The organism is Streptomyces tardus, from assembly GCF_018101125.2.
GTDB classification, from domain to species: Bacteria; Actinomycetota; Actinomycetes; order Streptomycetales; family Streptomycetaceae; genus Streptomyces; species Streptomyces tardus.
Genome location: NZ_JAELVF020000004.1, coordinates 522403 through 534434, shown reverse-complemented (window position 1 = coordinate 534434; position 12032 = coordinate 522403). Strand labels below are relative to the sequence as shown.

Sequence of the window (12032 nt, the reverse complement as noted above, 5' to 3'; positions counted from 1 at the left end):
GCTCCCGGACGGCTCCGCGGCGGTCACCCGGGTTCGGCCGCGCCCCCGGCGTCGTCGAGCGGCCGGAGGTTGAAGAAGTACCGCTCGCGGCAGGACCACTCCTCCAGTACCTCCCAGCCCGCCGCGAGCGCGCGCTTGCGAAGAGCCGGTACGCCGATTCGGGCCCACGGGAAGACCGGCCCGCTGCCTCCGTTGCCGTCGTCCAGACGCACCTCGACGCGCTCCTCGACCTCGGTGGGAGCCGCCTCCGCCAGCAGGGTGCCCTCCGGCGCGAGGATGTCGCGCACCCGCCCGAGCAGCGCCTCGGGGTCGCCGCCGATACCGATGTTCCCGTCCAGGAGGATCGCGCTGCCCCAACCGCCCTCGGCCGGCAGCGGATCGAATACGGAACGGCACAGCGCGGCACCTCCCCGGCGCCTCGCCCTGTGCACCGCGGCCGGTGAGGCATCGATGCCGAGTGCGGGGTGACCGAGCGCGGCGAGCGCGGCGACCAGCCGTCCGGGCCCGCAGCCCAGGTCGACCACCGATCCGCGGCAGCGTCGCAGGACCGTCATGTCGGCGGCGTCCGCACCCCCGCACCAGCGCTCGACCTCCAGCGGCAGCAGCCAGCCGTCGGTACGGCGCAGGTACAGCGGGCCCCGCCCCTCGCGCAAGGCGTCGGAGTAGGGGTCGGTGCGCCAGGAGAGTTCGTCGCCCGGCTGCTGCGGCGAGGTGGCGGTCATCGGGTCTCCGAGGTGGTCTCGCCGGCTGGGTGCGGGGCTTTGGCCCGGGTGGAACGGTTGGCCGGCTGCTCGGGTCCGGGAGCGCCGGGACTGTCGGCGAGCAGCGCACGGTGCACAGCGGCGAACTCGCCCGCGCACAAGGGTGCGACGTCGGCCGCGTCGGCCGCGGTGTCGACGTCGGTGAGCGCCGGCAGGTCCGCGACGCGCAGCCCGTGCCCGGTCAGCCGCGACCGCTGGTGCGCGCCCGTGTCCGGCCGCGACATCGGTACGCCGATCACCAGGCCGGGGCGCGGCTCCCGCAGGGCCAACGCCCAGAACCCGCCGTCGGTGGCCGGCCCGTACCAGGCGTCGCAGTGCTCCCAGGCGTTGGCGGCCAGCAGCGGGGCGAGGTGCCCGGCGTGCAGCTGTGGGGTGTCCATGCCGAGCAGCAGGGTCGGCCCGGTGCAGCGGGCGAAGGCGCGCTCGATGCGTTCGTCGAGTCCGCCGGTGCCCTGCGGCACCACGTCGAAGCCGTCCGGCAGCCAGGGGCCGGGCCGCCCCTGGAGTGCCACGATGCGGTGGGTGCACGGCAGTGCGCGCACGGTGGCCAGGGTGTCGGCCAGGGCGGCGCGGGCGAGCAGCGCAGCCTGTTCCGCGGTGAAACACGGGGTGAGGCGGGTCTTCACCCGGCCCGGCACCGGTTCCTTGGCGATGACCAGCACCGTCAGGCCCTCGCCCTCGCCCGCGCGGCGTGCAGACAACGGGGCGTGCGGTACGGGCCCGGTGCGGTGGTGCGGCGGAGGGGAGGTCATCGCAGCACCGCCCGCATGTCGCGCACCGCGTGGTACGTCCCGCGCCAGGTCCCGGTGACCTTCGAACGGCCGGTTCGCGGCCGATAGGGCACGGCGGTCTCGCTGATCCGCCAGCCCCGGTCGGCGGCGCGTACGACCATCTCCAGCGGGTAGCCGCTGCGCCTGTCGTTCAGCCCCAGCTCCAGCAGTTCGAGCCGCCGGGCGGCACGCAGCGGGCCCAGGTCGTGCAGCCGTACTCCGGTGCGCCTTCGGACCATGCGGGAGAGCGCCAGGTTTCCGGCGCGGGCGTGCACCGGCCACGCGCCGCGCCCGGTGGGCCTGCGCCGGGCGAGTACGAGATCGGCACGGCCCGCGGCGACCGGTTCGGCGACCCGGTTCACCTCACTCGGATCGAGTGAACCGTCGCAGTCGCAGAACGCGACCAGCTCGGCCTTGGCCGCCAGCAGCCCGGCGTGGCAGGCCGCGCCGAAACCGCGTCTGGACTCGTGGACGACAGTGGCGCCCAGCTCGGCGGCGATCCGCGCGGAGCCGTCGGTCGAACCGTTGTCGACGACGATCGCCTGCCAGTCGACCGGCACCCGCGCCAGGACCCAGGGCAGCGCCGCCGCCTCGTCCAAGCACGGCAGCACCAGATTTCCTCGGGGTGTTGGCGTGGTGTTCATCTCCCTCAGAGTACGAGGACACAACGTCATAATCAGGACGTAAGGGCGTGCAAAACGCGGACGGGCCGCCCGCACAGCGCCTACCGGCTCCTCCCGGGTCGCCCCGTCGGGCCTCCGGTGCACCGAACCGGGCCCGCCCGGACCTGCGGCGCGGGCGGGTGGCACGCAGTCTGCGCGCGACCCGCGGAGGGCTGCGGGTGTACCGAATCCGTTCAGTGCCGCGCCGCCGCGAAGTCCTCCATCCCCTCGCGGAAGCCCACTTCGGGCCGCCAACCCAGCTCCTGGCGCAACCGGGCGGAGTCCGCGGTGATGTGCCGTACGTCGCCGAGCCGGTACTCGCCGGTCACCACCGGGGCGGGGCCACCGTGGGCTTCGGCGAGCGCGGTCGCCATCTCCCCCACGGTGTGCGGATCGCCGCTGCCGGCGTTGTACGCGCGCAGCCCGCCCGCGCCGCCGGCCACCAGTTCCTCCAGGGCCGCGACGTTGGCGCGGGCGATGTCCGCGACGTGGACGAAGTCCCGCCGCTGGCCGCCGTCCTCGAAGACCGTGGGCGCCTCGCCGCGGGCAAGCGCCGACCGGAAGAAGGAGGCGACGCCGGCGTACGGGGTGTCCCTGGGCATGCGCGGGCCGTAGACGTTGTGGTAGCGCAGGCTGATCGCGCCGCCGCCGGTGAAACGCGCCCAGGCGGCTGCCAGGTGCTCCTGGGCGAGCTTGGTGGTGGCGTACACGTTGCGCGGGTCCACCGGGGCACCCTCGCCGACCAGTCCGGGGCTCAACGGCGCCGAGCAGCGCGGGCAGGCAGGCTCGAACTCCCCCCGGCTCAGAGCCTGTTCAGGACGCGGCCCGGGACGCTGTACGCCGTGTTCGGCGCACTCGTAGCGCCCCTCCCCGTACACCACCATCGATCCGGCGAGCACCAGCGGGCGCGGCTGCCCGTCCGCCAGCCGCTCCAGCAGTACAGCGGTGCCCAGGTCGTTGGTCGACACATAGTCCGCGGCGTCCGAGAGCCCCTTGCCCAACCCCACTTTCGCGGCCTGGTGGCAGACGGCGTCGACGCCTTCCAGCGCCCTGCGGACGGTGTCCGGATCGCGCACGTCCCCGCTCACCTCGCGATCGGCGCGCGCGTCCGGCGGCGAGGGCCGCAGATCCAGTACGACGGTGCGATGGCCTGCCTCTCGCAGTGCGTTGACGATGTGCGAGCCGATGAAGCCCGCTCCTCCGGTGACCAGTACGTCCATCGCTCCACGCTAGGACCGCGCGCCCGCTGCGCCGGGAAGCGCGCGGGTGCTCCGTCGCCCGGTGCGTTTCCACCAGGGCGTCTGGTCAACTCCTCCCGCTGCTGACACGATCCGGTTCCATGACCAACGACCGTCTTCGCGATGTCTATGTAGTCGACGCCGTCCGCACCCCGGTGGGCAAGTACGGCGGCGCGCTGTCGGGGGTGCGGCCCGACGATCTGGCCGCGCACGTACTGCGGTCCCTGGTGGACCGGACCCCCGACCTGGACCCGGGCCGGATCGACGATGTGGTGTTCGGCAACGCCAACGGCGCGGGCGAGGAGAACCGCAACGTCGGACGCATGGCGGTGCTGCTCGCGGGGCTGCCCGTCTCCGTTCCCGGAGTGACGGTCAACCGGCTCTGCGCCTCCGGGATGGAGGCCGTGATCCAGGCGGCCCGTACGGTGGCCTGCGGCGACGCGTCCGTGGTGGTCGCGGGCGGAGTGGAGTCGATGAGCCGCGCCCCCTGGGTGGTGCCCAAGCCAGAACGGGCGTTTCCGGCTGCCGCCCCGCAGATGCACTCCACCACGCTGGGCTGGCGGATGACCAACCCGGCGATGCCGCCGGAGTGGACGGTCTCCCTGGGCGAGGGGGCCGAGCTCGTCGCCGACCGCCACTCGATCACCCGTGCGCAGCAGGACGCGTACGCCGCCGCCAGCCACCGCAAAGCGGTGCGGGCATGGCAGGAGGGGCTGTACGACGCGGAGACGGTGGCGCTGCCGGGAGTGGAGCTGCCGCGCGACGAGAGCGTGCGCGACGGCAGCACCCCGCAGGCCCTCGGCAGGCTGAAGCCGGTCTTCCGCAAGGAGAACGGCACCGTCACCGCGGGCAACTCCTCACCGCTCAACGACGGCGCGGCGGCGCTTCTGCTGACCGACGAGGACGGGCTCGCCGCCACCGGGCGAGAGCCGCTGGCTCGGATCCGTGCCTCGGCCACCACCGGTGTCGAGCCGCAGCTCTTCGGGCTCGGCCCGGTGGAGGCGGTACGGCGCGCGCTGGCGCGGGCGCACACCGACTTCGCCGCGCTGACCACCGTGGAGCTCAACGAGGCGTTCGCCGCGCAGGTGCTGGGCTGTCTCGCCGAATGGCCCGAGCTGGACCCGGAGTCGGTCAATCCGCGCGGCGGTGCGCTGGCTCTCGGCCACCCGCTCGGTGCCTCGGGTGCGCGCATCGCGGGCGCGGTCGCGCACCAGCTCGCCGCTGCCGGCTCGGGCACCGGTCTGGCCGCCCTGTGCATCGGCGTGGGCCAGGGCCAGGCCCTCGTACTGGAACGCTGAACCCGCCCGCGGACAACGCCGAACAGCCCTCGTGCGGGACAAGGAGCGGGCCCGTCGCGGAAGCCCGTCGCGGAAGCCCGTCGCGGAACGGCTGCCCACCCCTCGCGGAAACGAGGAGCGGGCCCCGGTCGACATGCGCCGACCGGGTCCCGCTCCCCGTTCACCTGCTCGCTGCCCACCCTGCGGCAGGGCGGCGACGGTTCACGGCACCACCAGCACCTTGCGGCCGATACCGGCCTTGAACTGGTCGATCGCCCGCGGGTACTCGGCCAGCGGAATGCGGTCGCTGATGAAGACCTTCGGGTCGATGACCCCGGTCGCGAACAGCTCGGCCGCCCGCTCGTAGCTGTGCAGGACCGCCATCGAGCCGGTGATGGTGATCTCCTGGTTGTAGATCTTGTACGGCTCGATGGTGGCGGTCGTGGCGTAGTCGGAGACACCGAACTGGAGGAAGGTGCCCGCCTTCGCCACTCGGCCGAGACCGTCCTGGATGGCCTTGGCGTTGCCGGTGGCGTCGATGACGATGTCCCAGCCGTTGGGCCGGTCCAGCTCGTCTGCGCTGGTCGCGCTGGCGCTGCACCCCAACTTCTCGGCGGTGGTGAGGCGTTCGGCGTTGATGTCGACCATCTCGACCGAGGCCGCGCCGGTGCGCTTGGCCAGCTCCAGCATCATCAGGCCCATGGTTCCCGATCCGTAGATCAGCACCTTGGAGGCCATCTTGGCCGACAGGATGTCGTAGCCGCGCACCGCGCAGGAGAGCGGCTCGATCAGCGCGGCGTCCTGGAGGCCGACGTGGTCGGGCAGGCGCACGCAGTTGGCCACCGGCGCGACGGCGTACTCGGCCGCCCCGCCCGCGGTGGTCACGCCGATGGCGTTCCAGCGGTCGCAGAGGTTGTTGTGGCCCTCACGGCAGTAGCGGCACTCGTGGCAGTACAGCGAGGGGTCCACCGCGACCCGGTCGCCGACCGCCAGCTCGGTCACCCCGGTGCCGACCGCCGCGACCTCGCCGGCGAACTCGTGGCCCGGTACGACCGGCAGGGTCGGCGCGAACTCGCCCTCCATGATGTGGAGATCGGTCCCGCACAGCCCGCAGGAGGCGACCTTGACGACCACCTCTCTCGGACCGGGCGTCGGGTCGGGCACCTCGGTGACGGTGACGACGCCAGGGGCTTCGATGAGGGCGGCTTTCATTTCACGGCTCCAAGCGACAGGCCCTGGACCAGCTTGTCCTGGGCGGCGAACCCCGCGGCGAGCACCGGCAGGGAGATGATGAACGAGGCTGCGCACAGCTGCGCGAGGAAGAGCCCCTGACTGGTGATGAACATCGTCAGGAAGGCCGGCGCGGTCTGGGCGGTGACACCGGTCAGCACCCGCGCGAACAGCATCTCGTTCCAGCTGAAGATGAAGCAGATCAGCGCCGTCGCAGCGATGCCAGGGCCGGCGATGGGCGCGATGACCCGGAGCAGGATCGTCCACAGCTTGGCACCGTCCAGCTGCGCGGCCTCGATCAGCGACACCGGCACCTCCGCGAGGAAGGAGTGCGTCATCCACACCGCGATCGGCAGGTTCATCGAGGTGTAGAGCAGGATGAGCAGCCAGATGTTGTCCAGCATCCCGGCGTTGCGGGCGAAGAGGTAGATCGGCAGCAGACCGGCGACCACCGGCAGCATCTTGGTGGACAGGAAGAAGAACAGGACGTCGCGCCACTTCTCCACCGGACGGATCGCCAGCGCGTACGCCGCCGGGATGGCCAGCAGCAGCACCAGGGCGGTGGAGATGAGCGAGGCGCCGACCGAGTTCAGCAGCGGCGGCCAGGGGCTGGCACCGCCGCCCGCGCCGAAGAACTCCCGGTAGCTGTCCAGGGTCAACGGGGCGGTCAGCGAGGGCGGGTTGGTCGCGGCGTCCGCCTCGGCGTGGAAGGAGGTCAGCACCATCCACGCCACGGGCAGGAAGAACATCAGGGCCACGGCCCAGGCCAGCAGACCGAGCGCCGCGTTGCGCCTGCGCTGGGACCGGGTCCGGAGGTCGGGGCGGACCTTGTCCGCGCCGCGAGGTTTACGGGTGACTGTCGCGGTACTCATCACCGGGACGCCTCCTCACTGAACAGGGACGAAACCACTCGCAGCGCGAAGGTGGCGAGGATGATCGAACCGATGACGACCAGTACGCCCGCCGCGGAGGCCAGTCCGTACTCGTGCGCCTGGTAGAAGGTCTCGTAGATGGTGTAGGGCAGGTTCGCGGTGTCCAGGCCACCGCGGGTGATGGTGTAGACGGCGTCGAAGTTCTGCACGACGTAGATCGAGCCGAGCAGTCCGCCGAGCTCCAGGTAGCGGCGCAGATGCGGCAGGGTGATGTAGCGAAAGATCTGCCAGTTGCTCGCGCCGTCGATGCGGGCCGCCTCGATGACGTCCAGCGGTCGGCTCTGGAGGCCGGCCAGCAGGATCAGCATCATGAACGGCGTCCACTGCCAGATCAGCGAGGCCTGCACCGCCACCAGCGGCATTTCCGAGACCCAGTCGGGCTGTACCGGATCCTCGACCCCGACCAGCGAGGCCAGCCAGTTGATGGCGCCGTTGAACAGCCCGTACTCCGGGTTGTACAGCACGTGCTTCCACAGCAGCGCCGCGGCGACCGGGACGATCAGGAAGGGCGCGATCATCATCGTGCGCACCAGGCCCCGGCCGCGGAACTTGCGGTCCAGCAGCAGCGCGATCGCCAGGCCGAGGGCCAGCGAGACGATGACGACGGTCGCGGTGAGCAGCACCGTGTTGAGGACCGAGCCGCGCATGGCCTCGTCGCTCAGCACCGTGCCGTAGTTGCCGAGTCCGCTGAACTCGCGGGCGTCGGGATAGAGCGAGTTCCAGTCGAAGAGCGAGATGACCAGCGTCGCCACGAACGGCAGCTGGGTCATCACGATCAGGAACACCAGCGCGGGCAGCAGCGGTGCCCTGGTCGACCAGCGGCTGAGCCGGCGGGCTCCCCCGCCCTCGGCGCTCTTGCGGCCGCGTCCCGAACTCCCGCCGCCCGGAGGCGACTCGGGTGCCGGATCGGTGGCCTCGGTGGAGGTGGATGTGGCTGTCATCGGTTCTGGTACTCCTTGCCCACCTTGTCGGCCAGCTCCTGCGACTTCTTCAGCGCACTGGCGACGGACTGCCGGCCGGCTATGGCCGCGCTGATCTCCTGCGAGACCTTGGTGCCCAGATCCGTGAACTCCGGGATTCCGACGAACTGGATGCCGGGGGCGGGACGCTTCTGGACTCCGGGCTCACGCGGTTTGGCCTGGTTGATGGCCTGGAAGGTCACCTCGGAGAACCCGTCCGCGGCCTTCTTGTACTCCTCGTTCCGATACGTCGAAGCACGCTTGCCGGCCGGTACGTTGGCCCAGCCGCGCTCCTTGCCGACCAGCTCCTCGTACTCCTTGCTGGACGCCCAGGAGATGAACTTCCACGCCTTGTCGCTGTTGTTCGACGCCTTCTGCATGGCCCAGGCCCAGGTGTAGAGCCAGCCCGAGCTCTCGGTCTTCTCCACCGGCGCGGGAACATAACCGATCTTGCCCTTGACCGGGGACTTGCCGTCCTCCAGCGAACCGGCGCCGGCGGTCGCGTCGTACCACATCGCGCTCTTGCCCTGCGTCATGTTGTTGAGGCACTCGGCGTAGCCGGACTGCGCGGCGCCGGCCTGACCGTGCTTGCGCAGCAGGTCGACGTAGAACTCGGTCGCCCTGGTGAACTCCGGCGAGGTCAGCTGCGCCTCCCAGTTCTCGTCGAACCAGGTGCCGCCGAAGGTGTTGACCACCGTCGTCAGCGGCGCCGTCAGCTCGCCCCAACCGGGCAGCCCGCGCAGGCAGATGCCCTTCATGCCCTTCTGCTCGCCGTCCACCTCCGCCGCCAGACCGGCGACCTGCTTCCAGGTGGGCTTGTCCGGCATCTCCAGGCCGGCCTTCTCGAAGATGTCCTTGCGGTACATGAGGAACGACGACTCGCCGTAGAACGGCTGCGCGTACATCTTCCCGTCGTCCCCCGTGAGGGACTGGCGCATCGGATCGAGGACGTCCTTCTCGTCGTACTTCTTGTCCTTGCCCAGATACGGGTCCAGCTCGTGCAGCCAGCCGTTGCGGGCGTAGATCGGCGTCTCGTAGTTGCTGATCGTCGCGACGTCGTACTGGCCCGCCTGGTTGGCGAAGTCCTGCCCGATCTTGTCCCGCACGTCGTTCTCCGGCAGCACGGTGAACTGCACCTTGATGCCGGTCTTCTTCGTGAAGTGCTTGGCGGTGAGTTTCTGAAGGTCGGTCATCTGCGGGTTGTTGACCATCAGCACGTTGATCGTGTCACCACCACCGCCCAACAGGTCTCCCGCGCCCGCACAGCCGCTGACGACCACAAGCCCACCGGCGGTCAGGAGGGCGAGTGCTGCGCGGTTGCGATGTCGGCTCTGACTGCGCATCGAGAGCTCCGTTCACATTTCTCTCAGGCAGACGGAACAACGCCGTCTGCCGGCTGGGGAGTCGGACCGACGACCCGGTCTCGTCCGGACGGGTCGTCGTGAAACTGCGGGTACGCCTTCTCGTACGGATGGTGCGGTGTCCGGCGCGGACGTCGCCGGCGCGTGGGGTGCCGGCGCACCGGATCTGCGGCACGAGGTGCCCGGGCGCTCACCGGTCGGACGTCCGCCGGGCCGCGGAGGGGTGGTGCGGCCCGGACGTCCGGCCGGTTCAGACTCGGATGACCTGCGGTCCCAGCAGGGAGTAGCGCTGCGCCTCGGCGGTGGACAGGCCGCTGCTGGTGACGATCGCCTCGAAGTCGGAGACCTCCGCGAACCTCGCGAAGCTCACCGCGGCGAACTTGGTGTGCATCCCGACCAGGACCCGGCGCCGGGAGACCTTGATCGCCTGGGCCTTGACCTCGCCGACGGCCGGGTCCGGAGTGGTCAGACCCAGTTCGCGGGAGATGCCGTTGGCCCCGAGGAAGGCAAGGTCGATGACGAAGCCGGAGAGCATCCGCACCGCCCAGTGCTCGACAGTGGCCAACGTTCCGCCGCGCACCCGACCGCCGAGCAGCAGCACAGTGCACTCCTCGCGCTCGGCGAGCACGCCCGCCGTCGCCAGCGAGGTCGTCACGATGGTCAGCGGGCGCCCGACGGGCAGTTCCTCGGCGATCAGTTGGGGCGTGTACCCCTCGTCGATGTAGACGGTCTCCGCATCGCCGAGTAGTCCGGCCGCGGCACTGGCGATCCGGCGCTTCTCCGGGACGTTCATGGTGGTGCGGAAAGCGAGGGTCGTCTCGAATCCGGCACTCTCCACCGGGTAGGCGCCGCCGTGGGTGCGGCGTACCAGCCCGTGGTCCTCCAGCAGCCGCAGATCGCGGCGGACCGTCTCCTTCGCGACGCCCAGCTCGGTCGCCAGCTCGCCGACGTCCACTGAGCCGGCGCTGCGTGCAGCGGCAACGATCGCCCGCTGTCTGTCCTCCGCGCTCACCGGCCACCTCGGTTTTTCTTCGCGACTTTCGTTGCGCCCGCCGGTCGCTCGGCCGGTCCGCGTGCTGACGCCGTCCGACCGCCCAACCGGCCCGCGACCGCCGCTGCCCGGCGCTGTGCGCGGTACGGCCGGTCGCCGGGTGGGGCACGTACGGGCCGCGTTCGACCGTTCGTGCCCGTTCGGGCTCCTTGCCTCAGAGTTTTACCGTGCAGTGACGGGCGTCACCAGACACACAGTGAGATCGATCATGCCCGAGTGTGCCCGTTTCCGTACGAGCAAGTAATGCCGCGAACCGCAGAAACCCAGCGCTGACAAGGGTCTCCCGATCCGACACCCCTTCCAGCGAAGCGCCCGTTCAGCCATCCGCAGCCGCCCGTTCCCTGCCCGCGAGGCGGGCACCGACCCGCCCGCCCGGGCACAAGACGCACACCGGCACACCCCGAGCGACGCCCCGGGCCCGTCGCGCCACAGGCAACGGTTCGACAACGCTTCGGCGCCCCACGGTCCCGACATGCCCGAATCGACGCGCCCCGAACCGGAGTTGGTCCACCCTCCCTCGGGCCTCAACGCGCCAACACTTCCGCCGCACAAGCGGAGCCCCGGCCGACAGCGCCGGAGGCCTCGTCCACACCACCGCGGAGGGGCGGAGCGCTGCCGGTCGCGCAGCCGGACTCCGGCCGGACCTGCCCGCCGCGGTCACCGATCCGCCGGGCCCGCTCGAACCTGCCGCGTCCACCCGCACGGCACTCCGAATCCCGTACGCCCGGGAGCGCGCAGGTCTCGGGGAGTCGGGAACGGGCGGGCGGCCACCCGAAAGCCCCCCGCCGCTCGCACCGAGCCGTGACGCCACCCGTCTCGGGCACGTCCCTCGCGCAGGCAGGAGGCAGGCAGGCGGCGAGCGGTCAGCTCCGCCCGAGGTTCTCGGCGAGCATCACGATGATCCCGCTGGGTCCGCGGACGTACGCGAGCCGGTACACCTCCTCGTAGTTCGCCACCCCTCGAAGCGGGCGACATCCGTGCCCTGCCGCGATCTCCAGCGCCTCGTCGATGTCGTCGACGGAGAAGGCGACGCGGTGCATGCCGATCTCGTGGGGCCGCGTGGGCTCCGTCTCGACGGCTTCGGGGTGGATGTACTCGAAGAGCTCCAGAACGCCGTGGCCGTCCGGCGTACGAAGCATCGCGATCTTCGCGTGATTGCCGTCGAGCCCGACAGCGGTGTCGGCCCATTCGCCGCTGACGGTGTCCCGGCCGACGACCTCGAGACCGAGATCGGTGAAGAAGGAGATCGCGGCTTCGATGTCTCGCACCGCGATACCGACATTCTCAAGTCTGATGGCCATGCTCGGCATGCTACCGAGCGCACCCATGACCAGAACCGGGCAAACCTCCGAACCGCCCCGGCGCACCGGCCAGTTGGCCGGGCACGCCGTCACCCCCGACGCCGCCCGCCGCGACCGACGGTCCCTTGCCTGCCGCCGTCCTCCGACGCCGACGCCCCCGACACGGAGGTGAGCCACGGATCGGGCGGGCCAGGGCATCGCCAACCCCTGCCCGCTGCACATCACCGCCCCGCGACGAGAACCCGGCCGCGCACGGCCCACCAATGGTGGTCGGGAGGTGCGCACAGAACAGAGGTGGCACCGTGGAGGGGAGAAACACCGAGGACGCCGACTCCCGTCACGGCGCCCGGACGCGGCGGGTGCACGTTCACCAACCGACGGGGTACGTCCGAGCCGCCAGCTCGAGGAGCGTCCGCGGCGCCGTGACCCCGGACGTCCATATGACGCCCGGGCATCCAAGGCTGCGACCGGCCCGGTACGGCGCCCACCC

General features: G+C 71.2%; 11 protein-coding genes. 1 reads left to right on the top strand and 10 read right to left on the bottom strand.

Translation table 11 applies throughout. The features are described from left to right. Positions 1 to 23: 23 nt before the first annotated feature. From JGS22_RS24855 to JGS22_RS24840, 4 genes are all read right to left on the bottom strand, one after another. Complete coding sequence (locus JGS22_RS24855; protein ID WP_211039933.1) at positions 24 to 722, bottom strand: class I SAM-dependent methyltransferase; 699 nt, start codon at positions 720 to 722, stop codon at positions 24 to 26. Further along, entirely contained in the window at positions 719 to 1513 is a 795-nt protein-coding gene (locus JGS22_RS24850) for a TIGR04282 family arsenosugar biosynthesis glycosyltransferase (RefSeq protein ID WP_211039932.1), read from the bottom strand. Before JGS22_RS24850 ends, JGS22_RS24855 begins: the two co-directional genes overlap by 4 nt. Continuing rightward, positions 1510 to 2175 (bottom strand): glycosyltransferase family 2 protein, encoded by a 666-nt coding sequence (locus tag JGS22_RS24845; protein ID WP_211039931.1) that lies wholly within the window; start codon positions 2173 to 2175, stop codon positions 1510 to 1512. The genes JGS22_RS24850 and JGS22_RS24845 overlap by 4 nt, the downstream gene beginning before the upstream one ends. Positions 2176 to 2387: 212 nt before the next feature. Next, positions 2388 to 3413 (bottom strand): NAD-dependent epimerase/dehydratase family protein, encoded by a 1026-nt coding sequence (locus JGS22_RS24840; RefSeq protein WP_211039930.1) that lies wholly within the window; start codon positions 3411 to 3413, stop codon positions 2388 to 2390. 119 nt (positions 3414 to 3532) lie between these two features. Here JGS22_RS24840 and JGS22_RS24835 point away from each other — a divergent pair, with 119 nt between their 5' ends. Further along, a complete protein-coding gene (locus tag JGS22_RS24835) occupies positions 3533 to 4729 on the top strand; it encodes a thiolase family protein (RefSeq protein ID WP_211039929.1) in 1197 nt (398 codons plus the stop codon). Between the two features lie 201 nt (positions 4730 to 4930). On the opposite strand, the gene JGS22_RS24830 is transcribed toward JGS22_RS24835, so the two are convergent. From JGS22_RS24830 to JGS22_RS24805, 6 genes are all read right to left on the bottom strand, one after another. Next, positions 4931 to 5920: a zinc-dependent alcohol dehydrogenase family protein gene (locus JGS22_RS24830; protein WP_211039928.1), complete on the bottom strand. Its 990-nt coding sequence runs from the start codon at positions 5918 to 5920 to the stop codon at positions 4931 to 4933. Further along, entirely contained in the window at positions 5917 to 6810 is an 894-nt protein-coding gene (locus JGS22_RS24825; RefSeq protein ID WP_211039927.1) for a carbohydrate ABC transporter permease, read from the bottom strand. The genes JGS22_RS24830 and JGS22_RS24825 overlap by 4 nt, the downstream gene beginning before the upstream one ends. Then, a complete protein-coding gene (locus JGS22_RS24820) occupies positions 6810 to 7811 on the bottom strand; it encodes a carbohydrate ABC transporter permease (protein ID WP_211039926.1) in 1002 nt (333 codons plus the stop codon). Before JGS22_RS24820 ends, JGS22_RS24825 begins: the two co-directional genes overlap by 1 nt. Further along, positions 7808 to 9172, bottom strand: coding sequence for an ABC transporter substrate-binding protein (locus tag JGS22_RS24815; RefSeq protein WP_211039925.1), 1365 nt, complete (start codon positions 9170 to 9172; stop codon positions 7808 to 7810). Before JGS22_RS24815 ends, JGS22_RS24820 begins: the two co-directional genes overlap by 4 nt. 268 nt (positions 9173 to 9440) lie before the next feature. Next, positions 9441 to 10202: a DeoR/GlpR family DNA-binding transcription regulator gene (locus tag JGS22_RS24810; RefSeq protein WP_211039924.1), complete on the bottom strand. Its 762-nt coding sequence runs from the start codon at positions 10200 to 10202 to the stop codon at positions 9441 to 9443. A gap of 902 nt (positions 10203 to 11104) precedes the next feature. Then, positions 11105 to 11542 carry a VOC family protein gene (locus tag JGS22_RS24805; RefSeq protein WP_211039923.1) on the bottom strand — a complete coding sequence of 146 codons (438 nt, stop codon included), beginning with the start codon at positions 11540 to 11542 and terminating at the stop codon, positions 11105 to 11107. Positions 11543 to 12032: the final 490 nt, after the last annotated feature.